The 26,467-nt window shown below is 52.1% G+C and carries 27 protein-coding genes and 1 pseudogene; 9 read left to right on the top strand and 19 right to left on the bottom strand.

Going from position 1 to position 26,467, the window contains the following annotated elements; genetic code table 11:
- Positions 1-30 precede the first annotated feature (30 nt).
- The 10 genes and pseudogenes from IEV46_RS12800 to IEV46_RS12755 all read right to left on the bottom strand — a co-directional run bounded on the left by IEV46_RS12800 (position 31) and on the right by IEV46_RS12755 (position 8,850).
- Positions 31-243 carry a DUF3906 family protein gene (locus IEV46_RS12800; RefSeq protein WP_188432943.1) on the bottom strand — a complete coding sequence of 71 codons (213 nt, stop codon included), beginning with the start codon at positions 241-243 and terminating at the stop codon, positions 31-33.
- Between the two features lie 13 nt (positions 244-256).
- Positions 257-1,891, bottom strand: coding sequence for a nitrite/sulfite reductase (locus IEV46_RS12795; protein WP_188432942.1), 1,635 nt, complete (start codon positions 1,889-1,891; stop codon positions 257-259).
- 3 nt (positions 1,892-1,894) lie between these two features.
- Positions 1,895-2,500 (bottom strand): adenylyl-sulfate kinase, encoded by a 606-nt coding sequence (cysC, locus tag IEV46_RS12790; protein ID WP_188432941.1) that lies wholly within the window; start codon positions 2,498-2,500, stop codon positions 1,895-1,897.
- Positions 2,497-3,657 (bottom strand): sulfate adenylyltransferase, encoded by a 1,161-nt coding sequence (gene sat, locus IEV46_RS12785; RefSeq protein ID WP_188432940.1) that lies wholly within the window; start codon positions 3,655-3,657, stop codon positions 2,497-2,499. The genes cysC and sat overlap by 4 nt, the downstream gene beginning before the upstream one ends.
- A gap of 15 nt (positions 3,658-3,672) precedes the next feature.
- Positions 3,673-4,532: pseudogene (locus IEV46_RS12780) on the bottom strand (inorganic phosphate transporter).
- 6 nt (positions 4,533-4,538) lie between these two features.
- Positions 4,539-5,267, bottom strand: coding sequence for a phosphoadenylyl-sulfate reductase (locus tag IEV46_RS12775; protein ID WP_188432939.1), 729 nt, complete (start codon positions 5,265-5,267; stop codon positions 4,539-4,541).
- An 89-nt stretch (positions 5,268-5,356) separates the two neighbouring features.
- Entirely contained in the window at positions 5,357-5,473 is a 117-nt protein-coding gene (locus tag IEV46_RS18160; RefSeq protein WP_373284614.1) for a YezD family protein, read from the bottom strand.
- A 352-nt stretch (positions 5,474-5,825) separates the two neighbouring features.
- Complete coding sequence (locus IEV46_RS12765) at positions 5,826-6,638, bottom strand: sirohydrochlorin chelatase (protein ID WP_188432938.1); 813 nt, start codon at positions 6,636-6,638, stop codon at positions 5,826-5,828.
- Positions 6,639-6,680: 42 nt separating this feature from the next.
- Complete coding sequence (locus IEV46_RS12760; RefSeq protein WP_188432937.1) at positions 6,681-8,069, bottom strand: helix-turn-helix domain-containing protein; 1,389 nt, start codon at positions 8,067-8,069, stop codon at positions 6,681-6,683.
- Positions 8,070-8,643: 574 nt separating this feature from the next.
- On the bottom strand, positions 8,644-8,850 hold the full coding sequence (locus IEV46_RS12755) for a helix-turn-helix domain-containing protein (RefSeq protein WP_188432936.1): 207 nt from the start codon (positions 8,848-8,850) through the stop codon (positions 8,644-8,646).
- A 123-nt stretch (positions 8,851-8,973) separates the two neighbouring features.
- Between IEV46_RS12755 and IEV46_RS12750 the strand changes: the two genes are divergently transcribed.
- Positions 8,974-9,408, top strand: a complete 435-nt coding sequence (locus IEV46_RS12750; RefSeq protein ID WP_188432935.1) for a helix-turn-helix domain-containing protein — start codon at positions 8,974-8,976, stop codon at positions 9,406-9,408.
- 204 nt (positions 9,409-9,612) lie between these two features.
- A complete protein-coding gene (locus IEV46_RS18685; RefSeq protein ID WP_373284612.1) occupies positions 9,613-9,759 on the top strand; it encodes a GNAT family N-acetyltransferase in 147 nt (48 codons plus the stop codon).
- 395 nt (positions 9,760-10,154) lie between these two features.
- Here the strand turns inward: IEV46_RS18685 and modB are convergent, their stop codons facing one another.
- Positions 10,155-10,823, bottom strand: coding sequence for a molybdate ABC transporter permease subunit (gene modB / locus IEV46_RS12740; protein ID WP_188432933.1), 669 nt, complete (start codon positions 10,821-10,823; stop codon positions 10,155-10,157).
- Positions 10,820-11,602 (bottom strand): molybdate ABC transporter substrate-binding protein, encoded by a 783-nt coding sequence (gene modA, locus IEV46_RS12735; protein WP_229736091.1) that lies wholly within the window; start codon positions 11,600-11,602, stop codon positions 10,820-10,822. Before modA ends, modB begins: the two co-directional genes overlap by 4 nt.
- Before the next feature lie 371 nt (positions 11,603-11,973).
- On the opposite strand from modA, the gene IEV46_RS12730 reads away from it, so the two are divergent.
- Positions 11,974-12,834, top strand: coding sequence for an ion transporter (locus IEV46_RS12730; RefSeq protein ID WP_188432932.1), 861 nt, complete (start codon positions 11,974-11,976; stop codon positions 12,832-12,834).
- Positions 12,835-12,920: 86 nt separating this feature from the next.
- Here the strand turns inward: IEV46_RS12730 and IEV46_RS12725 are convergent, their stop codons facing one another.
- From IEV46_RS12725 to IEV46_RS12705, 5 genes are all read right to left on the bottom strand, one after another.
- Positions 12,921-14,837, bottom strand: coding sequence for a TRAP transporter permease (locus IEV46_RS12725; protein WP_188432964.1), 1,917 nt, complete (start codon positions 14,835-14,837; stop codon positions 12,921-12,923).
- A gap of 34 nt (positions 14,838-14,871) precedes the next feature.
- Positions 14,872-15,414 (bottom strand): DUF1850 domain-containing protein, encoded by a 543-nt coding sequence (locus IEV46_RS12720; protein ID WP_188432931.1) that lies wholly within the window; start codon positions 15,412-15,414, stop codon positions 14,872-14,874.
- 109 nt (positions 15,415-15,523) lie between these two features.
- Complete coding sequence (locus IEV46_RS12715; RefSeq protein ID WP_188432930.1) at positions 15,524-16,486, bottom strand: TAXI family TRAP transporter solute-binding subunit; 963 nt, start codon at positions 16,484-16,486, stop codon at positions 15,524-15,526.
- Positions 16,487-16,828: 342 nt separating this feature from the next.
- The gene (locus IEV46_RS12710) at positions 16,829-18,349 is read right to left on the bottom strand and encodes a cobyric acid synthase (protein ID WP_188432963.1); all 1,521 of its coding nucleotides are present in this window, start codon (positions 18,347-18,349) and stop codon (positions 16,829-16,831) included.
- A gap of 25 nt (positions 18,350-18,374) precedes the next feature.
- Positions 18,375-19,775, bottom strand: coding sequence for a cobyrinic acid a,c-diamide synthase CobB (locus IEV46_RS12705; protein ID WP_188432929.1), 1,401 nt, complete (start codon positions 19,773-19,775; stop codon positions 18,375-18,377).
- A gap of 710 nt (positions 19,776-20,485) precedes the next feature.
- On the opposite strand from IEV46_RS12705, the gene IEV46_RS12700 reads away from it, so the two are divergent.
- Complete coding sequence (locus IEV46_RS12700; protein WP_229736090.1) at positions 20,486-21,082, top strand: spermidine synthase; 597 nt, start codon at positions 20,486-20,488, stop codon at positions 21,080-21,082.
- 143 nt (positions 21,083-21,225) lie between these two features.
- On the opposite strand, the gene IEV46_RS12695 is transcribed toward IEV46_RS12700, so the two are convergent.
- A complete protein-coding gene (locus tag IEV46_RS12695; protein ID WP_188432928.1) occupies positions 21,226-22,371 on the bottom strand; it encodes a glycerate kinase in 1,146 nt (381 codons plus the stop codon).
- A gap of 470 nt (positions 22,372-22,841) precedes the next feature.
- Between IEV46_RS12695 and IEV46_RS12690 the strand changes: the two genes are divergently transcribed.
- The 5 genes from IEV46_RS12690 to IEV46_RS12670 all read left to right on the top strand — a co-directional run bounded on the left by IEV46_RS12690 (position 22,842) and on the right by IEV46_RS12670 (position 25,681).
- On the top strand, positions 22,842-23,501 hold the full coding sequence (locus IEV46_RS12690; protein ID WP_188432927.1) for a response regulator transcription factor: 660 nt from the start codon (positions 22,842-22,844) through the stop codon (positions 23,499-23,501).
- 65 nt (positions 23,502-23,566) lie between these two features.
- A complete protein-coding gene (locus IEV46_RS12685; protein WP_188432926.1) occupies positions 23,567-23,848 on the top strand; it encodes a sensor histidine kinase in 282 nt (93 codons plus the stop codon).
- A gap of 92 nt (positions 23,849-23,940) precedes the next feature.
- The gene (locus IEV46_RS12680) at positions 23,941-24,357 is read left to right on the top strand and encodes an ATP-binding cassette domain-containing protein (protein ID WP_229736089.1); all 417 of its coding nucleotides are present in this window, start codon (positions 23,941-23,943) and stop codon (positions 24,355-24,357) included.
- A complete protein-coding gene (locus IEV46_RS12675; protein ID WP_229736088.1) occupies positions 24,302-24,925 on the top strand; it encodes an ABC transporter permease in 624 nt (207 codons plus the stop codon). Before IEV46_RS12680 ends, IEV46_RS12675 begins: the two co-directional genes overlap by 56 nt.
- Positions 24,926-24,943: 18 nt before the next feature.
- The gene (locus IEV46_RS12670; RefSeq protein ID WP_188432924.1) at positions 24,944-25,681 is read left to right on the top strand and encodes an ABC transporter permease; all 738 of its coding nucleotides are present in this window, start codon (positions 24,944-24,946) and stop codon (positions 25,679-25,681) included.
- 239 nt (positions 25,682-25,920) lie between these two features.
- Here the strand turns inward: IEV46_RS12670 and IEV46_RS12665 are convergent, their stop codons facing one another.
- Positions 25,921-26,439, bottom strand: a complete 519-nt coding sequence (locus IEV46_RS12665) for a phosphatidylglycerophosphatase A family protein (protein WP_188432923.1) — start codon at positions 26,437-26,439, stop codon at positions 25,921-25,923.
- Between the last annotated feature and the right edge of the window lie 28 nt (positions 26,440-26,467).

Here is a 26,467-nt window from a genome sequence, read left to right as displayed (position 1 = left end):
TCCCTTCGTCCGCCCGGAAAAATCGGACTGTCATCCCATCTCCTCCGGAATCAAAACAAATCCGCCGCCCCGAAGGATCGGCTTCTTCTCGTACAGGGTCACTTCATCCGCCTCCGGCGGTTTGAGAAAAAATTTCTCCAACTCGATATCCACCAGAGAAAAAGCAGCTTGGTCATTTTCAGCAGCCACAATCACGGAGATCTTTTCTCCCTGAATGGTCGCTTTCAACCGGTAGAGGTACATCCCCCACCCTCCTTTATAAGGCTGTCCGGGATGGACTCCATTCCAAGATCCCATCCAGAACCTGTTGCAATTGTGTCACTCCCACCCGGTGGACAAAATGATGGAAGGTCTCACCCGATTGCTTATTCTCTTTAAAGTAGAGCAAAAATTGTCTCAATACCCTCCCCAGATCCTCCGCGTCAATTTTCCCTTTCAACTTCCGATTCAACTCTCCGCCTTCCTGCAGAGTTCCCCCCACATGGATCTCAAAAGCTTCGATGAAATCTTTTTTGTTTTTGGACCTCATCTTGATCCCTTGCAACCCGATATCCGCAATCTGACGCTGTCCGCAGGAATTGGGACATCCCACCATGTGAATCCGGACCGGAACATCAATCTCCACCTCTTCATCCAGGTATTGAGCAATCCGCCGCATCCGTTCTTTCGTCTCCACCAAAGCCAGGTTGCAGTACTCGATCCCGGTGCAGGACACGGCATACCCGATGAACTTCGGTGGATTCACCCGGATTCGGCGAAAGATCTCTTCTTGTAACAGCAAATCCACTTGCTCATCGGGAATGTGGGGAAGAACGATATTTTGGGAATTGCAGTTGCGGATCTCCCCGTTGCCATATTTCCGGGCCAGACGAGCCAGCTCAAACACTTCATCCGCAGACAGGCGACCCATGGGAACATTCAACCCGATATAGCTGATTCCCGCCTGTTTTTGGGGATGCACCCCGTAAAAGTAACCGGCGTTCCACTCCCGAACCGGTTCCTCTCCCTTTTCGGGAAGCGGTCCTGTATACTCCAGCAGTTTCTCCCTGAACTTTTCCGGCCCCCAGTCCGCCACGAGAAACTTGAGACGATTCCGGGTCCGCTTCTCCCGGTAACCATAATCCCGAAAAATCGTGGTGACAGCCACAGCCACCTCTTTCACTTGTTCCGGCCGGATAAAGACATCCAGGGTTTTAGCCAGGAAAGGACGGGCAGAAAGACCTCCTCCCACCTTGAGATGAAACCCTTTCACTTGTTCCCCGCCAATCTCCTTGACCGCAGGGGTAAAGGAAACACAGTTTATTTCCGCATTGGACGCATTCCCCAAGTTAGCACTGATAGACATCTTATATTTACGTGGCAGATTGGAAAAGTCCCGATTATGTTGGAAAAAACGAAAGAGATCCTCCACGATCCATGTCGTATCCAACAATTCATCCGGGTCGATCCCTGCCAAGGGGTTGCCCACGATATTGCGGGTGATATCCCCGCAGGCTCCGGCAGTGGAGAGCCCCACCTTCTCCAACCGTTGAAAGATGTCCGGAATCTGTTCGATCCGGAGCCAATGAAACTGAACCGCTTGCCGGGTGGTGATGTCATAGATACCGCGTCCATAATCCCTGGCAATTCCGGCCAAGGTTTCCACTTGCTCACCGGTAAGGATTCCCGAGGGCACACACACCCGCATCATAAAATAACCATCTTCCCGGGGGCGTTGCAGGTAAAGACCCGCCCATTTGAACATCGGCCACTCTTCTTTTGGGATGGAATCAAAACCGGTTTCGGCGTATCGGGAAATCTTATCGAAAATCTCCAGTCCGTCCATCTTCAGCTTCTGTTTTTCCACAGCGTTGATCTTGTCATTCTCCTTCCAATGCTTCACATATGCCATCCTTCACCCTCCCCGCGGAATCAGATTCCGTTCTTGCAACCATTCCAAAATCCGGTCAACAGAATCTTCGACACTCCACCGCTCCGAATCCAGCACCAATTCCGGGGACACCGGCTCCTCATAGGGAGCACTGATGCCGGTGAATTGAGGGATCTCTCCCCTCATTGCCCTCTGATAAAGTCCTTTGGGATCCCGGCGTTTGCATTCATCCAGAGAACACTTCACATAGATTTCAATAAAATCCCCCTCGTCCAACATCCGGCGCACCGCTTCCCGGTCTTTCCGATAGGGGGAGATCAATGCCGTCAGGGCGAACTGACCGCTGTTCACAAACAATTTGGCCACTTCTCCGATCCGACGGATGTTTTCTTTGCGATCCGCCTCCGTAAAACCCAGATCGCGATTCAACCCGTGCCGGATATTGTCCCCATCCAATACACAGCTGTTCACCCCCAACCGGCTTAAATACCGGTCCGTGGCGTTGGCAAGTGTGGATTTTCCCGAACCCGACAGGCCGGTGAACCAGAGAACGGCACTTCCATGTCCGTTTATTTGTCGACGATCCTCTTTGCTTACAGCAGCTTCATGCCAAACAATCGATGGCTTCATGGCTGTCCCTCCCTGGAGAAAAGCTGTTCCTTACGCAAACCCCGGATCAACACATCAGCCACCTCCGGTCTGCTGAAAGTGGCCGGTGGCCGTTCTCCCCGCCGGAGCATCTGTCGAACCTTGGTACCGGACAGGATGACACGATCTTCTTTGTCATGGGGGCAAGATTTGACCGAAGCCATACTTTCACATCGCTTGCAATAGAAACTGTGTTCAAAGAACAGAGGGGTGATTCCCAACTCCTCCTCCTGAAACCGGAGAAAGATTTTCTGAGCATCATAAGTCCCGTAATAGTTTCCGACTCCGGCATGATCTCTGCCTACGATAAAATGAGTGCAACCGTAGTTTTTCCGAACCAATGCGTGAAAGACTGCCTCCCGTGGCCCAGCATAGCGCATGGCTGCCGGAAAAACGGAAAGGAGAACACGATCAGCCGGATAATAATGTTTCAACAGCGTTTCATAACTCTCCATCCGAACTTCCGCCGGAAGGTCATCCGCCTTGGTTTCTCCCACCAGCGGATGGAGGAAGAGCCCGTCCACCGTTTCCAGTGCGGCCTTTTGAATATATTCGTGGGCCCGGTGAATCGGGTTCCGAGTCTGAAAACCGACCACACGCTTCCATCCCAGCCGGACAAATGCCGCGCGGGACGCCGCCGGATTCAAAAAACGACCGGGAAACTGTGGAGTCAGACGGCGAACCAATTGGACAGGACCTGCCAAATAGAGATCGGGCCGCTCCAGCAGTTTTTTCACACCGGGGTGATTCTGATCGGCTGTCTGGTAAACACTCTTTGCCTCCTGGATTTTATCCGGTACATATTTCTCCTCCAGATCAAGCACCCCGTACACTATGCCACCTTTTGTCAACTTGATTTTCTCACCGGGTTCCAACCCTTCCGCCTGTTTAACCGGGACAGGAAGCGTGATCGGCAGCGGCCAGACCGTACCGTCCTCCAATCGCATCCTGTCCACCACGGACCGATAGTCCGCCTGCCCGAGAAACCCCGTGAGGGGACTGTAAGCTCCTGTTGCGATCAGTTCCAAGTCACTTAAAGCAATTGCATCCAGCTCCACCTCCTTGTCGATGGAGTCCAGATCTTGATCGGGATTCCAGCGATCTATCAAATTTCCCCCGTGAGGAATGCTCAGTTGCATAAAATTTCTCCTCCTTCAGATTCCTTCGCCATGTTCATGAAAGGAGCTTCTCTCTTTGCGGACCGACTGGATCAGACTGATCATTCCCCATGTAGCCAGACACACACTGATCACGGCGATGACAGAATGGAAATCCCCCCTCACCCCTCCCTGCACACATCCGTAGGCGATGGCCAGGGAGAGCACTGGCGAAACAGCCCACACTTTCACCAACCGGTCAATCACACTTTTCTGCCACAGGGAAAAACCTTTCCGAGCTGTTCCCACTCTGAGGCACCGGTCACCAGAAAAGCCCTGGTCCCGGGGACGAGACCCCCCTCCAGCAAAGACAGGTCAGTAATCTCCTTTTGGTCTCCAAAACTCTTCCACCAAGAAGTAACGAGCCGAGAGCGACGAAAAAGCCACCATATAGAACTCCCTGGGACACTGACAGAAATCCCGCTCCCACCAATGGGCCCACCGCATGGGAACCAACAGCCAACAGAAGACGATCTTCAGCAGTGAAAGCCAATACACGTTTCCCAAGGCGAGTCCCGCACCAGCCACGGCTCCCACTGTCACTTCACTGGTGGAGAGGGAAAGCCGATCCGATTGGCAAAAAACAGGGACAAACAGGCGGAGGCCAATATGATGATCACGATGTCAACCGTGAGAATTGAGGCCGGAATAATCCTGGAACCCATGGTTCTGACCACTCCCCCTCCTCCCCAAACCGCCCCGAGGAACACCCCCGCCCCACTGATCCAAAGGTCCACCCTCCGACTTCGGACGGCACCTGAACCATAGGCTGCCCCCATGGAAGCCGCCGCCCCGCTCCCACCGATGTTCATTGCAAAAAAGAAGGCGATAACAAATCCCGCCCCGATTCCGATCATGATTTCTCAACTCTTCCATAATGAAGAATGAAGGCCGCACTCGGTCTTTCCCGTACCGGACCAACGGCCCGCCCGGGGGTCCTCCCCCTTTGCAACAGGCCGGGTGCAGGGAGCACATCCGATCGAGGGATAGCCCCAGGTGTGAAGTTCGTTATAAGGAAGATCCCGGGCCCGAATATAGTCCCATACCTCCACTTCTGTCCAATGGATTAGCGGACAGATCTTGATCAAACCAAACTTTTCATCCCGATTCAGAAACTGAGTGAATCGTCGGGTGGGCGTCTGTTCCCGTCTCAAACCAGAAATCCAGGCAGCCGCACCGGACAAAGCCTGTTGGAGGGGAATGATCTTGCGGAGATGGCAACAATGATCCGGATTCCGTTCCCAAAGCCGCTCCCCGTGAACTTCTTCCTGCTCCACCACCGACTGTTCCGGACGGATTCGTTCCAGATTCAGCTTCGGATACCGTTTTTGAACCGCATCGATGGTTTCATAGGTCTCCCGGAAATGTAATCCGGTATCCAGGAACACCAGACGGATCTCAGGACACACTTGGCTCAACAGGTCGATCAGCACCATGCTCTCCGCTCCAAAACTGCAGGCATAAACTAGATTTTCCCCATAATGATCAAAACTCCACCGAATCACTTGATGGGCCCCTTTGCTCTCATCATCGATCGGAAAATGAGGAAGCTGCTTGGCATCCCAATTGTCAAAGGTGAATGAACCATTCATTCGGGCACCTCCTTTGGAAAGAAAAAAAGCGGCCCCCACCACTGTTGTTATGGTGAGACCGCCTCCGGTTTTCCGGTCAGCGACACAGTTCATGAGAGTCTGACTTTTTCACTTTTTTCCAGCTGGATCACCTTTCCATCTTGTACCACCAAGGTGATCGATCCGTAACGCATTCCTTTCAACATCTCCAAAATCTGAAGAGCGATCGCATCATCTTTGGTTAAATCCTTTTTCCCCACGTCTCCACCCCAGTCCCTCCGCCACTCAAGATTAAGTATTATCTTAATGGGCTCCCCGGTAAAATGTCAATCCCTTTTACCAACTTTTTCGATCGGATTTAAAGAATATGAGAATGAAGCTTTAAAAACCTCAACAGCCGGAGAACCGGCTCATCACCCGCTGAATCAAGGACAGCCATTCCAACGGAATCGACTCTTTTGAGGGACAAGACTGTTTGATCATTCTGATGGTGAATCGAATCGGCAACCCTGACTCAGGTGAGATTCTCAAATCCGTTTTCTGTTATTACAGTCCCCGATCCGGAACGAAAGGGGAATTTCATCTTTCTCCATATCGGTGTTTGGCCAACCCTCTCATCCAATCCTGATCATAGGCGGTGAAGGTTCCTGCCTCCGCCTCCGCCACCCGCTGTTCAAGCACTTCCAACACCAGAGGATTCAACCCGAAACAGGGGGTGAGCCGGAAGGGAACCTCCGGATGCCGCTCCTCAATGGATCGGACGATCTCCATAACCCGCTTGTACAATTTTCCGGTAAACAAAAAGTAGGGAAGAACGACCACGCGCTTCGCCCCCAACCGGAGGCAACGCTTTACCCCCTCTTCCAACCGGGGCCGAGTCAAACTGATAAAGGAGCACTCCACCCACTCATAAAAAGTGCGTTCCCACAGCATTCGGGCCAGTTTAAAAAAATTGCTGTTGGCCACAGGATCACTGCTTCCCAGTCCCACCATCAGTACAGCCGTTCCCCCGTTATCCCCCAGGGGATCTTCCCCCGCTTCGTGCAGGCTGGCCAGGAGCACCTGAAGCATCTTCTCATGAAACCCCAGATGGGCACCGTAATTCAGGATGAGGTTCGGGTGTCTTTTCAGAGCGGAATCCAGTTCCCTCGGAATGTCTTTTGTAAAATGAAGAGCGTCCAACAACAGAACCGGAATCGCCGTCACCTCCGTCGCGCCCCACGCCACACACCGATCCACCCCCTCTTGAATATCCGGAGTTTCAAATTCGAGAAAACAGTACTTCATCCGTCGATCCGGCAGGCGTTTCTGCATCCGGACGATCATCTCCCGAAACTGCCGGCACCCTTCGGGATCTCGGCTGCCATGTCCGATCCACAGGATCACCTTCATTACTGGTCCCCTCCCATACCAAGTCCTATCTCGTTTTGATTATCATCGGGCAAGGAGATTCTCCTCCGGAAGGGGAACATCACCAAAGGAATCAGACTTCATCTCGCTCCCTCGTCCACATTCAAATTCGTATATCTTTCGCAGACAGCGCAGAAATTCCTTCTCATCCCTGCCTTCCCAGGACCTCGCCAATTGAAGCCGAAACACCCGCTCCAGACCCGGATCGCCGAGATCCGCAAGGACTCGCAATCCCTCCTCATAACGGATGATTGCCCCGGTAAAGTTCTTTCGGGCCTGTTCGCTATCCCCCCATTCCAGATACACCCGGGCCAGCAAATCCGGCCGTTTCGCTTCATTTCCGAAACATCGCGCTCTTTCAAAAGAATTGGAGGCCTCCCGCCACTTCCGACACTGGGTGTGGTACTTCCCGAGAAGAGTCCATCCTTGGGTCCGTTCCGCTGCGGGAACCGAATCCCCCATCCGTGCCAAAAAACGAAGGTACCTTTGGGCTCCCGCCCGGTCCCCTTTCATCAGAGTGGCTTCTGCCAGGACACCGGCCAGTTCATACATCTTTCCCACCCTTCCTTCAGCCGCCGCGCGATTCAATCCCTCACGGGCAAACTGAAGGGCCTCAGCATACTGATTCAAACCGAGGTGAGTTCGGGCACGAAGGATATAAAGGGAAAGGACACCATCTGAAAAGGGGCTTCTGTTCACCGATTTCCACACCATCTTCAGAGTGGACAGGGCTTCCCACTTCCGACCCAGTTTCAAGAGACAACCCGCCCGGTTCCGCCACAGGTTAAACAGAAGATAACTCTCTCCATTACGGAAATCATATTTTTTCAAGCCGGTTTCGGTCAAGAGGAGGGCACGCTTCCATTCCCCCTCCTTCCCCCGGATCTCCCCCAACCCACAGTAGGCCGCCGCTTCGATATTCCCTTCCGATTCAAGCAGTTCCCTTTGGGAGAGTCGGATCGCCAACAAAAAGCAACGCTCCGCCCGGATCAGGTTGCCCATCCTGAAGAAACATTCTCCCTTTAACAGATGATAGTTGGAGTTCTTCATCCCTCTCTTCTCCCCTGTACGCTCCAATTCACGGAGTGCTTCCATGGGATTACCCGCCCGAAGGAAAATTTCAGCTGTGAAAAGAGTCTCCTCCCACTCCCTTTCACTGGAAGACAGTCTCTTCTGCCAATCCTTTTCTCCCAGATTCAACTTTTCCAAGAGAAGTGCAAACTTCTCCGGACGAACCCGGGGAATTCCTCTTTCAATATTGCTGATTGTGGCGATGGAAAGGCCCACCCCTGCCAAGTCTTCCAACCGAAGCCCTTGTTCCTTGCGGTGTTCCCGGATCCACTTCCCCAGTTCGGCAGGATTCTGCTCCCGAAACCAGAGCTTCTCCCGTCGTTTGCGAAGGATATTCTCCATATCAATCGGTTTGCCTCCCGTTCATTTGGTTTTTACGAGAAGCCTTCCTTTGCAACCCTTTGAAAGGCTTCTCCAACGCGTTCATCTTGCTTGACTTGACAGCCGATCGGATCCATCCGATCTTTTCGAGTCGGATTCGGTTTGGTTCCAGTTTTACTTTGTACGGATCGCTGCAGAAACGTTGTGAATTAGTGCTGTTCGGGTCGGTCGGGATTGGGTTTCACATGACCTTTTCGTTGTTCTTACGATCCAAAATCACCCATGTGAAACCCAACCCTCCCTATGAACGTTTTTTTCACAACTCTTGTAGATACCCCACTTGGAACGTTTACGACTTTTAAACCCGTTTTAAATACTTCATCGCAATCCTTACATTGCCGGTTTGTTGATGCTGTTGCTGAAACGGTACAACCACTTGTATTCATCCGTCTGATTTACTCTCCTTGTGTGATGCGTTTGATGATTGTTGTCTTCTTTTTATGTAGTTCTTTCCACTCGTATATCATAGATGAATTCAAAGGTCTTCTCTTGAGTGATAAGATCGCTTGGTATGTTTCATTTCGTTTTGCATAGATCAATCCTCCCCATCATAGAAGAGATATTCGACGGAAACTCCGTAGAACCGAGCCAGTTTCACCTTGATGTCATCCCGGGGAATCCGTTGTCCGTTTTCGTACATCTGCAATGCACTCACACTGATCCCCACCTCATTAGCCACCTCCATCCGACTTCGATCGCCCCGCAAGGAAATCAACTTGTCCACCATGTTGTCTTTATTCATCGCCACCACCCATGACACGGTTTGTGCTCATACTATTATAAATAACATTTCGTGTCTTTTGAACACATATTGTGAAATTCACACGTTTTGTGTTAAATTAATGAAGAAGGAGGGGCGGATGACATGCATATACTAGGGCAACGGCTTCGCACCCTGCGGTTGGAGAAAAAGATGCGCCAGGAAGATCTGGCCCGGGAAATCGGAATCAGCAAGAGCGCCATCGGGATGTACGAACGGGGAGAACGGGAACCCTCTTTAATCCTGTTGGGGGAAATCGCTGATTTCTTCCGGGTTTCCGCCGACTTCCTCTTGGGACGCAGCGACAGGGCTTCGTTCCTCTCCAATCTTCGCCGGAACTCGGATCCCCCCGGCTCCGACGGAAATTTGAAAAATTTCCTTACCCGAAAGGATCTTCATTGGGATCAGATCCCTCTCGCCAAAAAAGAGTTGCGGGCAGTCAAGGAGCTGATGGAAGTTGTGGTTCGTGAACGGTCGGCACACTATGAGGTGAATCCGGATCACATAAAAAAAACCGACCGCAGGAATAAAAGGGACTAAAAGAATAACCGGGAAATATACCCACTGACCCGGAAAAGTCTGAGGGAGATTGTCGCCCTCTCCGACAATCTGGCCTGGGACTACCCTTTTCATGAGTCGGAGTTGGTCCTGCATACTGGCCGGTTGTTCGGCTTTCATAAGAAAGACGGGAAAATCATCGCCACCAGTGCGATCTTTCCCTAATCCGTCCTCTTCTCCCATAGAATGGTGATGGTCCATCCGGGATACCGCAGGATCGGACTGGGGCGACAGATGACTCTCCATGCACTGAAGGTCGCAGCCAATGCCCCTGTAATGCTCGTAGCTACAGAGAAAGGGAAACCTCTCTATGAAAAGCTGGGTTTCCGATGATGAAAAACAGAGACACTCTCCCCGCCCGCCCCCATCTGTATGCAGTGGCTGCCCAAGCCTACGGATTAGAATCATTGTAAAAATCCGGTCACAGAAAGGGTTGGGTTTCACATGGAGCGTCTTGACTCGTCAGAACAACGGAAATGTAATGTGAAATCCCATTTCGACCGACTACCCGGAAAGCACTAAATCAGAATGTTTTAGGGCACCTTTGTGTTGCGGAGAGCCGATTTTTTGTCTCCACATCTCTAAGCCCGATTCAAAAAAGAGGTCGATTCAACTGAAGAACAGAACCTCCGGCAGGAGTGTTGTGTATAAAAGGCAATAAAGAGGCGGCCTTACCACCGATCCCGGCAGTAAGGCCGCCTTAGGGTGTCCGATGGGACAGCTGTTTTTCACTCCGGGTCCCGCCGGACCCAATGGACCAGACTCAACAATCCGAAAGAAACCAACAGAATCGTTCCCACCCAGTAATAAGCTGTCTCCAGTTCTCCCGACTCCACAGCAATATAGATCGCTGTGGGCAAGGTTTGTGTCTTGTCTGGAATATTTCCCGCAAACATCAACGTCGCTCCAAATTCCCCAAGTGCCCGGGCAAATCCCAACGTATATGCCGTGAGCAAAGATCGCCAGGCAAGGGGAAAGGTTACAAACCGCAATACTTGGACCTCTCCGGCTCCCATGGATCGCGCCGCATCCTCCAACTCCGGATCCACGGATTCCAAGCCGGTTTTAATCACCTGATATACCAAGGGAAAAGCAACCACTGTAGCTGCAATGACAGCCGCCCACCAAGTGAAGACCACCGGTCGGGAAAACACCCATTCCATCATTTGTCCCAGCCAACTGTTCCGTCCCAAAAGAAATAAGAGTCCAAACCCCACCACTGACGGCGGCAACACCAGCGGCAACATCCATAAGGTTTCCAACAGCAGTTTCCCCGGAAAATTCCGCCCTTTCATCCATCCTGCCAATACCGTGGCAAGAATAAAGACAATGATGCTGGATACCGATGTAACCTCCAGGGACAAACGAAGAGGGGACCAAAAACCGGACTGCATCATTTCCCCGCAACATCCCGAAACCCGTATTTACGAAAAATTGCCCGGGCCTTTTTCTTATACAGCCAATCATGGAAACGATCGGCCTCCTCCCGGTTTTTGGAACCTTTCACCACACCCACCAGATAAACGATCGATCGGTGACTCTCAGGCGGTGCTGTTGCTGCCACGGTTACTTGATCCGATGCTTCTGCATCCGTTCGATATACCAAACCGGCATCCACATTCCCGGTCTCCACATAGGTCAACACCTGTCGCACATCCCCTGCAAATACCATCCGGGACTTCAAAGGATCCCACAACTTCATATACTGTAAAGCTTGTTTGGAGTACTCTCCCGCAGGCACCGTCCTCGGTTGGCCGACAGCAATCTGATTTGCTTTGGTCAGATCCCCAAAATCTTTTATTCGCTTATCATTTCGGGGTACAATCAGCACCAGCTCGTTATGTAAGAGAGATCGATGGTGATCCGTCACGACCCGCCCCTGTTCCGTCAAAGCATCCATCTCTTTTTCCCCGGCGGAAATAAACAAATCCGCCGGCGCTCCCTGTTCAATCTGTCGTTGGAGCTTACCGGAGGATGCAAAACTGGGTACCAGTTTCACATGGGGGTGTTCCTGTTCGTACACCTTTTTCACTTCCTGGACGGCATCCGTCAGACTGGCTGCAGCCAATATATAAAGCTCGGACTCTCCGCCGCGGGAGTCCGTCCGGTCTCCATTGCATGCAACCAGTAAACCGATGATCAGAAGCGGCATCCATGGAACAAGCTTCGGTTTCAATTGACATCCCCCTGTAGCCATCAAGATTACAAAAAAACTATACCATATCCACCACGCTGTGATATTGTATAAAAGATCAGACCTATGGATCATCCCGACTAAGTAGAATAGTGCATCGAGATGATAAGCCTCAAGAATTATATCGTATTCAGGGTAAGTACAAATTTCGCAGTCTATCACCCGATCTCAAGATCTTTTTCGGTTAATCAACGCCCCTGATCGTACCGCCCCGCTTTTCAAGTGGGAGCCTCACCTTTTCAGGAGGTGAGTGACGTAAAAAGGATTTTCCCACAATCGGATGTCCAACCACAGAGGAAACAAAAGGTCGCCAAGGGGCGGTTTTTTTCATGATGAAAGGAGATTTCCCGTTCATGAACATCACGGACAGAATCATCGGTTATCGCCGCCGGCTGGAAGATCTCGTTCAGCATCCCCTGTTTCACAGGATCATCATCGGGTTGATCCTCATCAATGCAGTCATGGTTGGGTTGGAGACCTACCCATCCCTCTCTCAGAAATACTCAGACCAATTTTTGATGCTGGACCGTGTTTTGCTGGGAATCTTTACGTTGGAATTAATCTTGCGTATACTCGGAAATCGTTCCATTCCCGGATTTTTCCGTGATCCATGGAATCTGTTCGATTTTGTATTGATCGTTGGAAGCTTGCTCTTTGTCCATGCTCACTTTGTCACTATTCTGCGTGTGCTGAGAGTATTGCGGGTCTTGCGTGCCCTGTCGGTGATTCCATCACTGAGAAGGCTGGTGGAAACACTGTTGGTGACCATTCCTTCTCTGGGAAACATCCTGTTGTTGTTGGGAATCTTCTTTTACATATTTGCAGTCATCGGGACATTTTTTTTTCGCGACTTGTCCCCGGAACATTTCGGTTCTCTCCACAATTCGCTGTTAACCTTATTTCAGATGGTCACCCTGGATTCCTGGGCCAGTGTGGTGATGCACCCCCTTCTGAAAGTGGCTCCCTGGGCTTGGATCTATTTCGTCACCTTCATCCTGATCGGCACTTTCGTCATCCTGAACCTGTTTGTCGGTGTGATTGTGAATAAGGTGGAAAAGGTGGAGGAAGCGGAACGGGAGGAGGAAAAGGAACGGTTCCATGAAGAGTTACTTCGGGAAATCAGAAACCTCCATCGGGAGGTTCAAATGTTAAAAGCGGCAATTGGCGATCCGGGAAAAAAGACAGCCCCGTTTCCGGAGGCAGACCGTAAATAATCCTGTTCAACCATAGACGGAATAGATTCCAAAAAGGCATTTCCAAGCGGAAATGCCTTTGTCAATTCAACCTCTGTGGAAAACTTTCATGCACCCTGTCCGAGGGATGGATCCTTCCGGTTGTCTCCTTTTTGGAACCACTTCTGGTAGACAAAGATGGCGATCACCAGTACCGCCCCAATCACATCCGTCATCCCTTCAGGCACAACCAACATCACACCGCCTGCCAACAAGATCAGACGCAACAGCCAATTCAGAGGGTGCAACCAATAACCGATCATCCCGGCACCGACGGCAAGCATCCCCGCCATGGAGGTGATGATGATCGTGAGCGTGCTCTGCCATGTGGTATCGATCAACAAAAGCTGAGGTGAAAACACAAAGATATAAGGGATCATAAATGCCGCAATCGCCAAGCGTGTGGATTGCACACCGGTTTTCAGAGGATTCCCCCTGCTGATTCCCGAAGCTGCAAAGGCAGCCAAGGCCACCGGCGGCGTAATGTCGGCAACAATCCCGAAGTAAAAGACAAACATATGGGCCGCCAAAAGCGGATAACCCAACTGGACCAACACCGGCGCGGCGACAGTGGAGGTGATGATATAGTTGGCTGTTGTGGGAATGCCCATCCCCAGTATCAGACTGGAAATCATCGTCAGCACCAGGGTGAGCATCACATTTCCGCCTGCCATATCGACCAGACCAGTGCCAAATTTCAGTCCGAGACCGGTGAGAGTGATCACACCGACGATCATCCCCGCCGAGGCACAAGCAGCAGCCACTCCCAGTGCGGTACGGGCTCCTGCGGCCAATGCTTCAAACAATCTTTTGACCGTAAGGCGATTTTCACCCGGTTGGAGCACACCGATGAGAATCGTGGCAAACACTCCGTACAGCGCGGCACGCATGGCACTTGTCCCGCTAGCCAGAAAAACGATCATCACCACGATGGGGATCAACAGATAGATACGCTTCAGCACATCCTTCGGAGCCGGCAGCTCCTCTTTTTTCAACCCTTTCAGACCCAGCCGTTTTGCTTCAAAGTGAGTCATCAGAGCAATTCCCGTAAAGTAGAGAAGGGCGGGGATCGCAGCCGCCTTTACGATTTCCCAGTAAGGGATCCCTGTAAATTCTGCCATGATGAATGCAGCCGCCCCCATCACAGGTGGCATCAATTGTCCGCCGGTGGATGCTGCCGCTTCGACGGCCCCGGCAAATTCCTTGCGATAGCCCAACTTTTTCATCATTGGGATCGTATAAGACCCCGTCGTCACCACGTTCCCCACGGAGCTGCCGCTGATCGTTCCCTGCAGGGCACTGGAAAAAACAGCCACCTTCGCCGGGCCGCCGCTGAATCTGCCGGCTATCATCAGCGCCAAATCATTAAAATAACTGCCGACACCTGTCTTTTCCAACAGGGCTCCGTACAGAAGAAACAAAAAGATAAAGGTGGAAGAGACCGCCAGTGGCGTGCCGAAAATCCCCTCCGTTGTGAAATACATATGGGAAAACAGACGTTCAAATGTGATTCCGCCATGTTTGAGAAAACCGGGCATGATCGGCCCGAAAAGTGCATAAAGCAAAAAGAACGAGACGATGATCGTGATCGGAACCCCAACCACCCGGCGGGTCGCATCGAGAACCAGGAGAATGGCCAATGCACCGATCGCAAGATCGAACCAGGTGTTGTCTCCGGCACGCCCCACCAGAGAATCAAAAAAGAACAACCAGTACAGACCGATAAAGATCCCGATCACAGACAAACAGATATCCCAGATCGGAACCTTGTCTCCCTTTTTGACTTTCTTGGAGATCGGATAGAGAAGAAAGATCAGCCCCAGCACAAAAGCGAGATGGATCGAGCGTTGAAGTTGTGAGCTCAGTCCTCCGACGATCCCGGAATAGATTTGGAAAAGGGAGAAGGAAACCGCAAGCAGAAAAGTGATCCTTTTCATCCATCCGGTCAGGTTTCGCCCACCCGACTCCGGATCATACTTTTCCATCAGTTGTTGCAACTCTTCCTTGGATAGATCCTTTTCATTCTGAGAAAGCGAGTGTTCCGCCACTGAACAGACACCTCCTAAGATAAGAGAACAAATTCTCCCGTCCAACTGACAGCCGGACCGAAGTTCCCGGGGGACTCAGTTTTTTAAGAGGGATCACTTTTCCGTCGACCACCAATTTGTGGTTGGCCACCACTTGGCCGATAAAGAGGTCGATGCTTTTCTGTGAACGGTTGATATGATCGATTCTCATTTTCCCACCCTCCAGCTTCATCGTCTCTCTGTCATGAAGAGTGGAGGGTAAACCCGCGCCGAAGGATTGGTAGACAGTGGAGTCGATAATCAGTTCCTCCTTTCCCACCCGGATCACCTCATCCACATCGGTTTTATCCACTGAGTGAGTGAACCGGATAATCAATCGATCGCCAGGAGAAACAGGATGACTCCAGAGCAATGTTCCCTCTTTATTTGAAGAGACAGTCAGGATCGTGGCCACCGGCCAGGTATATAAAAGAAGAAATACGATCATCCCTAAACCGATCCCAAAGTATAAACATCGCTTTCGCATTAATCTCATGGAATCCCCCCTTCCCCTCGAAGTCAGTCCGCTTCATCGGACTCCTGTACCCCGCAGATGGAAAGAAGGAATGAGGGAGCTAGCCGGTTAGCTCCCCCCATTCTCTCTCTTATTTTGCGATTCCTTTTTCTTTAAAGTATTTCTCCGCTCCGGGATGGAAGGGAACCGTGATCCCTTCGAGGGCCTTCTCAGCTTTGATCTCTTTGCCTTTCTCATTTTGTTCGGCCAGTGTATCCAGATTATCGAAGAGCGCCTGGGTCAATTTATAGACAAAGTCTTCACTCAAATCACTGTTCACTGCCAGTGATGCGAGAACGGCAACCGTGTTGGCATCTTCCTTCTGACCCTTATAACTGTTCTTGGGAACGGTTTCGTCGACATAGAAGGGATATTTCTCTTTCAGCTTCGTTTTTACTTCATCATCAATGCTGATCACACGGATCCCTTTGCTCACAGCGATATCCTGTACCGAAGAGTTGGGGATGCCGGAGGTGACAAACATGGCGTCAATCAAGCCATCTTTGAAACTGTCGGCGGAATCGGCATAGGATTTCAACTCCGGCTTGATATCATCATAAGTGATTCCCGCCGCCTCAAGAATTTGCCGGCTGTTGGCCTCGTTACCGCTGCCCGGTGCACCGACGGAAACCTTTTTGCCCTTCAGGTCCTTGATCGACTGGATCTTGCTGTCTGCCGGTACTACAATTTGGACAATTTCAGGATAAAGAGCTCCGATCGCCTGAATTTTGCCCAGTTTTTTATCGAAAACTTCTTTCCCGTTGATGGCATAATCCAAAATATCATTCTGTGTAAAAGCAACCTGCACCTCACCCTTCGACAGAAGCTGCATATTCTCCACGGAAGCCCCGGTCACCTGAGCCGTGGCACTGACATTCAGCTTCTCTTGGAAAATTTTGGACATTCCACCGCCCAGAGGATAGTAAACGCCTCCCGTCCCACCTGTGGCGATTTGAATGGAATCAGGATTTTTTGGATCAGCTGTCGAAGAACACCCGAAAGCACTGACGACCAAAACCGTTACCAAAGCCAGGACCACAAAATACCTTTTCATTGAGTGCACCCCTTCTGTTTTACCATATTTACACAAAAACCCTATCACGCAAGCCCCTCCCATATCAAACAGTTTGCAAATGTTCGAATTTTGATGCCGGGCTACACGCTAAAGCATAGTATATCATAAATCATTATGTTCTAAAGATGCAGATTAGTTCATTTAGACGCTTCAGGACTAGACCCAAAGCCCCCCTTCCCTTTCGCCCACCCCGGCTAAGACCCGAAGATTGGGTATATTCTTGAAGAGCCGGGATCGGAAGATGCCCAGCCCCTGTGACGTCTTTTCACAACACCAGATCGCAAAGTTTATAGGACATCCGCGGTGCTCACCCCCGGGACATCAACAGGGACCGTCGGTCCAGCCCAGCACCCGGTACAGCCGGTCCATATCGGTATGGGTTTGGACATGATCCGCCAGCCGATCCATAGCAGCTTCCCGCACCTTTCGATACCGGATCACCTCTTCCACCGGTTGCCATCCCTTCTCGAGACGAATGTCGTTGAGCCACTCCCTCCGAAACTGATCGTTGTCGAAAATTCCGTGGAGATCCGTTCCCCAATGACGGCCATCCGGGGTGATCTGTCCACTCTCACGGAAGGGTTCCCCCGCCGCCACCTGGAGGAAAGGTCGGTTCATACTGCCGGGGATCGGTCGCGTCACACCCGTCTGGATCTCATAGCCTTCCACCGGCAGCCCCGCCAGTCGGTTCGGCAGACCTTCAGCGACGTTCACTGTCCCTTTCACTTTGGCGGCCTTCTTTTCCGTAGAATAAATTGTGGTCACCGGAAAGAAATCCAAACCTTGGAGCCTCCGGCAGTTGGATTCAATCGATTGCCCCATCATCTGATAACCCCCGCAGATACCTACCATCCGCGTCCCCTGCTCCAGCCTGTGCCGAAGTTCGGCGGGCAAACCACTCCGCTCCCAATGAAGCCAATCTTCCATCACATTCTTGCTGTCCGGCATAATGATCACATCAGGGGAACCCAAGGAGTCTGGCCTGTCCACATAGTCAAGAACAACATCCGGCTCCCGTTCCAAGGCATCCATGTCTGTGAAGTTGGCGATACGGGGATGGCGGATGACCGCGATCCGGAGAAACTCCCCTTTCTCCTCTCCCCTTCGCGTCCGATGTTGGAGGGTCACGGAATCTTCCGCCTCAATGCCGGGATCGGTCAACCAGGGAATCAACCCCAACACCGGTTTGCCAGTCCTCTCTTCCAACCAGCGGATCCCCTGTTCCATCAGGGAGGGATCCCCCCGAAACTTATTGATCAGAAACCCCGCCACCAACTCCCGCTCTTCAGGCTCCAACAATTCCATCGTCCCCACCAGCTGAGCGAAGACCCCGCCCCGGTCGATATCCGCCACTAAAATCACCGGGGCCCCCAGCCACCGGGCCACCCGCATATTGACGATATCCCGGTCTTTCAGATTGATCTCCACCGGGCTTCCCGCCCCTTCGATCACGATCAGATTCGCCTCCCGTTCCAAGCGACGGTAAGATTGAGTCACGATTTCCCAGGCATACCGGTGAAACTCTTCCCGGAAATCAAAAACATCCCGATGGGAATGGGGCTGGCCCCGCAGGATGATCTGGGAGTGACTCTCGCCGAAGGGTTTGATCAAAATCGGATTCATATCCACCGTGGCATCCACGCCGCAAGCCTCCGCCTGCACCCCTTGGGCCCGTCCGATCTCCCCGCCGTCAGGAGTTACATAGGAATTGAGAGCCATGTTTTGCGACTTAAAGGGAACCACCCGGTGTCCCTCCTGCCGGAAAATCCGGCAAAAAGCAGTGGCCAGAACACTTTTCCCCACATCAGAACCCGTTCCCTGAAACATCAAACATTTTTTCATTCGCTTCACCGCTTCTCTCATCCCCTTAAAGTGAAGCCTTTTCCCGTCGGTATTGACGGCATGTATCCACCCATCGTCGGGCCATGCCGGGATGGGACAAAAAATGAAGGTGAATATAGGTGGCCAACAGGCGCCCCGCAGAAAAACCTTCCCAACCGGCACCGTACAACCCCTCAGTCCGCCAGGCCGGCTGCCATTCAGGAGACTCCGTCAGGCGCGAATAATGAAACTCATGTCCCCGTGCCGTCTTCCCCTTCCTTAACAGCAAGGTGTCCGTCTCCGCCCGGACTTCCCGATAACCAAAAGCAGACAGTCCGGGACCCATTTCCACCCGGGCCGGGATCACTCCCGCCATCGGGTGAAGTCTTCCTTCTCCATCTTTCAGGGATTCACAAAGATACATGAAACCGCCCCCCTCGGCATATGTGGGCAGCCCCGCTTCAATCCTGTCCCGGATCGAACGCTTCACTTCTTCCTGTTTGGTGAGCACCTCTGCAAACTCTTCGGGAAATCCTCCCCCGATGTACAAACCCTCCGCTTCATCCGGAAGCTTCTCTCCTGCCAGTGGACTGAAGAAACGGAGGCGGGCCCCCTCGGATTGAAGCAGTTCCAGATTCTCCGGGTAATAAAAGCAAAAAGCTTCATCCCGTGCAACCGCGATCACCGGCCTGGGGGGAGGAGGGGGTGAGTGGATGAACCGTGTGGAATCCGGCGGCTTCACAGAACTCTCCGTCACCCGGGCCAAGGCGAGCAAAGCTTTCAGATCGACGTTTTCATCCACCTTGTCAGCCAGCGCTTCCAACCATGCCGGAAACCCCTGGGGATCCACTGCCGGGACGAGTCCCAGGTTCCCTTCGGGAAGTTGGTGGGAGGGATCCTGGTGAAATGCACCCAGCACAGGGATGCCGCATTCCCCTTCAATCGCCGATTTCAACATGCGGTGGTGACCCTCGCTGCCCACCCGATTCAAAATCACCCCTCCGATGCGGACCTCAGGATCAAACACCTGAAATCCCCGGACCACCGCCGCGACACTCCGGGCGGCGGTGCCTGCATCCAGAATCAACACCACCGGGGCTCCCAACTCTGCTGCGATTTCCGCCGTGCTTCCTTCATTGCTGCGGGAATCATTACCGTCAAAAAGCCCCATCACTCCCTCGATCAAGCAGAGATCGGCCCCCTGTGCTCCCTTGAGAAACACTTCCCGCATGCCATCAGTGCCCAGCATCCAGGTATCCAGATTGCGGGAGGGCCGCCCCGTCGCCAACCTGTGAAACCCCGGATCCAGATAATCCGGTCCCGCCTTGAAGGCCTGAACCCGAATACCCCGACGGGTCAGCGCCGACAGCAGACCCAGGGTCACCGTAGTTTTTCCCACGCCGCTCCCGGTACCTGCAATCACGATCCGTGGCGGATATAAATTCATTTCTCTCCTCCTGACAGGAAACGCGGCAACCGACGATTCCCCATAATATAAAAAACACAGCCTGAAGATGGCGTGCTACACATGGCTCCAACCGACCGAGCAACAGACGGGCCCCCGACTCACCTCCCCATTCTCGCAGGTGCATGCGGTGGTTCGGAACAGGACTGAACTTCCCTATTTCATCCAACCATTGGATCAGCACCTGTTCATTAGCGATTAAATCTTCCACTTCACTATAAGAGAACTGAAATGGATCTGTCTACTCCGTCGGGGCTTGCAGGGCTAATGCCTGATCAGAGACGGACATCACACGGTCCGCTTGGGTGAAAATCATATGTACGAATTCTCTTTGTACAGACCATCCATCCGGACACCGCCGCCAAAGAGGCCCTGCGGGGAGCCCAGCGAACTTACCCCGGCACAATTCTCCTCATCTCCCATGAATCCATCCGATTTTCATGAGGTCCGATCAAATGTGGGATCAGAAACTGTAGCGGAAAAGAGAATCATCCTGATCACCACACCTCCACTCTCTTGAAAAAGGATGGGGAGCCCGGATGGTGAATAACACAGAAGGGGAATTCAATCTGGAGCTTCCCATCAAGGGTTGTGTGAGCTGTATTTTGCATCAGTGAATACGCTAAAGGGAGGGATACCCAATATCTGACCTTCCGGAAGTGATCGAACGTTGTCAGACCCCGCGGGGTGAGTTGCAACTTCAGCGTCGGGGGCATCATTATGAATTAATCAGCAACGGGACGTTTCTGATGGCCACTTACAACGGGGATTCGGAACGAGCGCTGATCCGCTTCGCCCTTCAGCACCATCCGTCCGCGCGTCGGGTGTTGATCGGTGGCCTCGGGGTCGGTTTCTCCCTGGCTGAAGCCCTCCTCGATCCTGAGGTGGAACAAGTGACGGTGGTGGAGATAGAACCTCTGGTCATCCTTTGGTATCGGGAATACTTCTGGCAACACTCCAGCAATGCATTGGACGACCCCCGGACGCGTCTGATTCGAGCGGACTTGGTGGAATGGATCAGCCAAGTGGAAGAGCGATTCGATATTATCTGCCTCGACATTGACAACGGCCCGGATTGGACAGTGGTTGAATCCAACCGGAGGCTGTATACCGAGGGAGGGATTCAAAGTTTGAAGAAATTGCTGGCACCCGACGGCGTCATATCCTTCTGGAGCGCATCCCCAGCAGATACATTCAAACATCGGCTGGAGACCTTTTTCCGGGTGGAGACGATCGCCATCCCCCACTTCAGGGGATCCCCTGATTATCTGTTGCTGGCCCGGGTTTAGAAGCGTTATCATTAAGCATTTATGGGTAGGTGGGATAGGGTTTACATTTCGGCGCCAAAGCTCTGACGAGTCTAAGACGCCCCATGTGAAACTCAAGGCCTGCTCCTTAAAAACTGCCTGAATCCCAGTGGTTCGGGCCGTTTTTAATTTTCACCCCCTTGCCACTCCCCCAACCGCCAAACTTGCGCAAAGCGGAATGCGGCACTCTCCAGGAGAGCCGGCCCCTGTCGCATGGCATCCTCCAGGGAGATGGGGCTCTCTGTGATGGGGAGAATGACCGCGATTCCGGTTTCTTCCGCTTCGGTCAAATCCCCTTGTATCTGACCGGTGAAAGCGACCACGGGGACTTCGTGTCGGGCGGCGATCCGGGCAATGCCCACGGGAACCTTGCCGTACAGGGACTGCCGATCCATCCGTCCTTCCCCGGTAATCACCAGGTCCGCCTGTCGAATCCTCTCCTCCAAGCGACCCTGATCAGCAATCCATTCCAAACCGCTCCTCCATTCGACGTTGAGCAGGGAAAGTAAGGAGAAACCGAAGCCCCCGGCGGCCCCGCTGCCCGGGGTCCACCGGTGATCCCGCCCCGTCACCCGAACCAGGTGCTCCGCAAACCGGCTCATTCCCCCCTCAAACCGAGCCAACTCTTCCGGTTGAATCCCTTTTTGCGGGCCAAAGACATGGATCGCCCCCTCCGGTCCCAACAGGGGATGGGTCACATCAGAGGCGATGGTGATCCGGACTTTTTGCAACCGGGGATCCAATTCGGACCCATCGATATGATCGATCTTCCCTAAGTTGCCACCGGCAGGATCCATTTCCCTCCCTTCACAGTCAAAAAACCGAACCCCCAGGGCGGCGAAAAATCCGGTTCCGGCATCCACCGTGGCACTTCCTCCGAGTCCGATCACCACTTCCCGCACCCCGTGGTCCAGGGCCTGTTTTAGCAACTGTCCCGTACCATAGGTGGAGGCCCGTGCGGGATCCGGTTCCTTTAACAGAGCCAATCCCGAAGCAGCTGCCGTCTCAATCACGGCCAGACCTCTTTTTTCGCAATACCCCCATTCCGCCTCGATACTCTCACCGAGGGGATCCTTCACCTGGCCTCTCATCCTTCGCCCCCCGATCACCGCCAGGATCGCTTCCACCGTCCCCTCGCCGCCGTCGGCCATCGGAACCGCCATCATCTCCCAGGCGGGAAACACCCGCGCCAGTCCCGCCCTGATCCGCTCCGCCGCCTCCCGGCTACTCATGGACCCCTTGAAGGAATCCGGTGCGATCACCACATTCATATCCCTTCTCCCCTTCCCGTCGGTATATATGGCCGCTAACGAAGGCAGGGGTGCATACCCCTTCACTTCTTCCAGGGTGTATCTGGTAAAGATCGGGCCGGTCGGGATTGGGTTTCGCATTCTATTCCGTTGTTTCCGAGCCAAAGTCATTCCAGGAAACCCAACCCTCATCTGATGTTTTCATCACGCCTTTCAAAACGTGCGGATTTTCCCACTGGTAATATACTACAATATAGGTCCACTTTTTCTAAATCGAATCCTGAACATAACTGCATCCCAAGTACCCCTTCCCCCCCCCCAGGGATGATTGTCATCCTTCCATCCGTATGTTACGTTCTTCCAAAGAGCACCTCTTTTTTGTAAGCAAAAAAAGTCTCGGTTCATCCTGGGACTTTTGAACATGCTGGGAAGGAGCATTGGTGGATGACGCCTCGAATTCTGCTTGTGGATGATGAGGAGGGCTTGTTGAAATGATCCAACTCTTGTTGGAGCGGGAGGGCTATTCCCGTATTGATACAGCGACAAATCGCCAGCAAGCTCGGGAACTCATCGATCAAAATGCCTACGATTTGATCGTTTTGGACGTCATGTTGCCCGATGGCAGTGGTTTCGACCTCTGTCATGAGATCCGCAAAACGTCTAAAATACCGATTCTGTTTCGCACTTCCCGCACAGCGGATATAGATATACTGGCCGGATTTGGATACGGGGGAGATGATTATGTCACAAAGCCTTTTCATGCCCTGGAGCTGGTTGCCAGAATCAAAGCCCTTCTGCGACGGTACCGATATTTTCAAGAGCAATTGGAACAGCAACAGCCGGAGGTGCTCGATTACGGAGACTTGATCCATCTCTCCAAAGGGGTGTACGAAGAACCCCTCTTACGGAAAGGTCTCCTTTCTAGATTCCGTAAGAGCCAACCCAAACAACACTTTCTTTTCTTCTTTTTTGGGGACCTGTTCGATCACATGGAACAACTGACAGAACGCCTTCGGACAAGTGAAGAGGAGCGAAAGCGACTGGAAAAACAAAGACAGGATTGGATCGCTGGCATTTCCCATGATTTGAAGACACCTCTCGCCTATATTAAAGGGTATGCCTCCATGATGTCGGTTTCCCGCTATCGCTGACGGAGACAGATATCCAACAGTTCAGCCGGCAGATCGAAGAAAAAACAGATGAAGTGGAACAGTGGATGAAGGATCTGAACCTGTTTGTGTTGGTTGATCAACAGCAGTTACCCCTACAAAGAGAAAGGATCTCCTTAACTCCCTTCATAAAGGAAGTCGTCCTGGATTTGGCCAACAGCCCCCTGGCCAAAGGCAGGCACTTTTCCTTTGCCTCTGACACCCCCTCCCTTTCTCTTGTCGCTGATCCCCGCTATCTGAAACGGTCGGTGCAAAACCTGGTGATGAATGCGATTCTCCACAATCCAAAAGGAACCTCCATCCAGGTTTTCCTTCCCCTCTCTGTTTAACAAACCTATACTCTCCTGTTACTCCTGTTTACCCTCTTGTTACTTTTGCCTGCTATCCTTCCCTTTGAGTAAACCTTGAAGGGATGATGATCGTGACTGCGATCGTTCAAACAGAAAATTTAACCCGGCGGTTTGGTAACAATCTCTCCGTCAATCAAGTGGATTTACAGGTTCCCTCTGCTTCCATCTATGGCTTTCTCGGCCCCAACGGGGCCGGTAAAACAACCACGCTGAAATTGCTACTCGGCCTCTTGCGACCGACAGCAGGAAGCATTCGAATATTCGGGGAAAAGATGCCCGAGGAACGAATCTCCGTACTTCGCCAGGTGGGCTCTTTGGTGGAATCCCCTTCCTTCTATGGACATCTGTCCGGTTTCAAAAACCTGAAAATCGTAAGGAGCGAAGTTGAGGCTAATTTGCTTTCTCCTGCCGGTGATCTCAGGATTGTTGCTGTTGGCGGTTACCGTGGCACAATGGCAATATCATCTGAGCCGGGGATCAGGGGATGATTATGTGATTTTCAATATGATGTATCTGTTTCTTCCCCTCTCCATTTTCTTAACCGGAACGATTCTCACCAGCATGGTCGCCGGGATGGAACACGAGTCCAGAGGATGGAAACAGCTTCTGACCTTTCCCTTTCCCCGTTTTCAGGTTTACCTGGCCAAATTTTTCTGGGTGTGGATCCTCATGCTGCTCAAGGCGATGGTGATCATACTCATGATGATCCTGATCTGGACGATGTTCATGTCCTTACCATTACCCTTGTCCTTTCTGATCAAACAGGTGCTTTACAGTGTTATCGCCTACACCCCGGTCTTGATCATTCAGCTTTTTTTAGCCATCCGTCTGGAGAACCAAGCCATCCCCATTGCCTGCGGGGTATTGGGGGCAATTGCCAGCCGCTTCTTGCCTCTGTTTTCTATGGAATGGCTATACGCCTTGCCCTGGTCCTACTCCGGACTGGTCAGTCCCTTTTTACCGGATTATCTCTTCTGGTTGCAGGTAAGCTTAGGGGTAAGTCTCTTTCTGTTGATTATAACCGCCGGATGGTTTCAACGATTGGAGTGGAAGTGAAAAAGGAGGGATTATGTTTTGTTGCGGCTGTATTCATTGGAATTTGCGAAAGTGCAGTGGTCCGTTGTTTTCCTCCTGATTGGGATGGATGCCCTGATTAACTCCGGACTGGGTGCCATGTATATGGAGAGCTTCCAGGAGATTTTCCCTCCGAGTTGGTCTGAACTCTATCGCCAGTCACAAACCTTCCATTCTCTTTTTTTCTTTCCTTTATACACAGGGATCTTTGCTTCTCTGATTTGCTATTATGAGCATAAAAACAACAAGGTCTGGAAACAGTTGCTCAGCCTTCCCCTTTTCAAAAGTCACTTGTACCTGGCCAAATTTTTGACGCTGATCACGCTGATGGTTTTGGTCCAGATCGCCTTTTTCGTCACTTTTCTGATCACAGGTTGGATTCTTCAACCACCGGGAGAGATCCCATGCAACCAGCTCCTGATGCATGGAGTCCTGGGTTGGCTCTCCATCTTCCCCCTGGCTGCTTCTCAATTGTGGATTTCCCAAAAGGTGACCGGGTTTGGCAAATCCCTGGCCCTGAATGTTTCACTGGTTCTGCCCAATCTCTTGATAAGTGGAATGGTCTCCTATTTAGCGGCTTGGTTTCCATTTGCCCCACCCTTTTTTGCGATGCATCCCCAAGACAGCCCGATTCCGACCCGCTTTCATCCGGTCCCCTTCTGGATGATCGTGACCTTCACGTTCCTGTTTTATTTGATTCTGGGGTGGCGGTCTTTCATTCAGCGAGAATGGGAGTAGTCTGGATTGCCGTAATGGTTTACAGAGGTTCAGGGCGTTAACACTCCAGCAGACTATGTCCGTCAATGGTATCCCTGTGGGAAGATGTACAAAAGGTACAACATGATGTTTTACCCCAAGAAACCGGGAATTATGGTCGCCCAGAGACGCCTTCCTCTCCGCGGAAAGAAGGCCAATCGACTCTTGGACACCGTTTCCTTCCTTGGTACCCATGATTGTTGCAACACAAAAAAGACCGGTTATTCCACCGGTCCTTTTTTGTGGAGGTCGAGGTCCGCCCGATAGCGTTCCATATCCGGGTGTTCATGGGCGATACGGGCGGATGCCGCTGCGGCGATACCGGCCACCAGATCATCGAGAAAGACATGGATGCCTCCGTTGTGATTGTTCAGCTTCCCTAGGATGCCCTGCTTGGTTTTATCCAGATAGCCGAAACTGGTCAATCCGATCGTTCCATAGACATTGGTGATGGAAAGAGCCAGGATTTCGTCGATGCCGTACAGGGGTTCGTCCACTTCCATCATCTTCTGCAAGGGCTGGGGAAGTTTTTTTTTCTCTGCCAATTCATCGAGAGCCACCCCGGTGATGAGGGCGTTTTGCACCTCCCGCTTGCGAAGCACCTGTTCCACACTCTCCAGACACTGCTTCCGGCTCAGTTTGTCGTTATAGGGCTGCTGCAGGTCAAAAGCGATTTCTGCGATCTCCTCCAGGGTGACCCCCCGCCGGTTCAAGAGCTCCACCACATGGCGGTAAAACAAAAGATACCACCTTCTTCCTCCCGGTCAT

It is taken from the genome of Kroppenstedtia guangzhouensis, from assembly GCF_014637345.1.
Classification (GTDB): Bacteria; Bacillota; Bacilli; order Thermoactinomycetales; family DSM-45169; genus Kroppenstedtia; species Kroppenstedtia guangzhouensis.
Note: the sequence above shows the minus strand (reverse complement) of the source record. Positions and strands in the feature narration are given on the sequence as shown.

Coding starts and splice junctions, on each gene's coding strand:
- IEV46_RS12695 (WP_188432928.1), bottom strand. CDS start 22,371: ATGAATGTGGTGATCGCACCGGATTCCTTCAAGGGGTCCATGAGTAGC.
- IEV46_RS12725 (WP_188432964.1), bottom strand. CDS start 14,837: ATGGAAAAGTATGATCCGGAGTCGGGTGGGCGAAACCTGACCGGATGG.
- IEV46_RS12730 (WP_188432932.1), top strand. CDS start 11,974: ATGAACATCACGGACAGAATCATCGGTTATCGCCGCCGGCTGGAAGAT.
- IEV46_RS12720 (WP_188432931.1), bottom strand. CDS start 15,414: ATGAGATTAATGCGAAAGCGATGTTTATACTTTGGGATCGGTTTAGGG.
- IEV46_RS12685 (WP_188432926.1), top strand. CDS start 23,567: ATGAAGGATCTGAACCTGTTTGTGTTGGTTGATCAACAGCAGTTACCC.
- IEV46_RS12705 (WP_188432929.1), bottom strand. CDS start 19,775: ATGAATTTATATCCGCCACGGATCGTGATTGCAGGTACCGGGAGCGGC.
- IEV46_RS12710 (WP_188432963.1), bottom strand. CDS start 18,349: ATGAAAAAATGTTTGATGTTTCAGGGAACGGGTTCTGATGTGGGGAAA.
- IEV46_RS12795 (WP_188432942.1), bottom strand. CDS start 1,891: ATGGCATATGTGAAGCATTGGAAGGAGAATGACAAGATCAACGCTGTG.
- cysC (WP_188432941.1), bottom strand. CDS start 2,500: ATGAAGCCATCGATTGTTTGGCATGAAGCTGCTGTAAGCAAAGAGGAT.
- IEV46_RS18685 (WP_373284612.1), top strand. CDS start 9,613: ATGGTGATGGTCCATCCGGGATACCGCAGGATCGGACTGGGGCGACAG.
- IEV46_RS12750 (WP_188432935.1), top strand. CDS start 8,974: ATGCATATACTAGGGCAACGGCTTCGCACCCTGCGGTTGGAGAAAAAG.
- modB (WP_188432933.1), bottom strand. CDS start 10,823: ATGATGCAGTCCGGTTTTTGGTCCCCTCTTCGTTTGTCCCTGGAGGTT.
- sat (WP_188432940.1), bottom strand. CDS start 3,657: ATGCAACTGAGCATTCCTCACGGGGGAAATTTGATAGATCGCTGGAAT.
- IEV46_RS12760 (WP_188432937.1), bottom strand. CDS start 8,069: ATGGAGAATATCCTTCGCAAACGACGGGAGAAGCTCTGGTTTCGGGAG.
- IEV46_RS12715 (WP_188432930.1), bottom strand. CDS start 16,486: ATGAAAAGGTATTTTGTGGTCCTGGCTTTGGTAACGGTTTTGGTCGTC.
- IEV46_RS12690 (WP_188432927.1), top strand. CDS start 22,842: ATGATCCAACTCTTGTTGGAGCGGGAGGGCTATTCCCGTATTGATACA.
- IEV46_RS12800 (WP_188432943.1), bottom strand. CDS start 243: ATGTACCTCTACCGGTTGAAAGCGACCATTCAGGGAGAAAAGATCTCC.
- IEV46_RS12755 (WP_188432936.1), bottom strand. CDS start 8,850: ATGAATAAAGACAACATGGTGGACAAGTTGATTTCCTTGCGGGGCGAT.
- IEV46_RS12765 (WP_188432938.1), bottom strand. CDS start 6,638: ATGAAGGTGATCCTGTGGATCGGACATGGCAGCCGAGATCCCGAAGGG.
- IEV46_RS12775 (WP_188432939.1), bottom strand. CDS start 5,267: ATGAATGGTTCATTCACCTTTGACAATTGGGATGCCAAGCAGCTTCCT.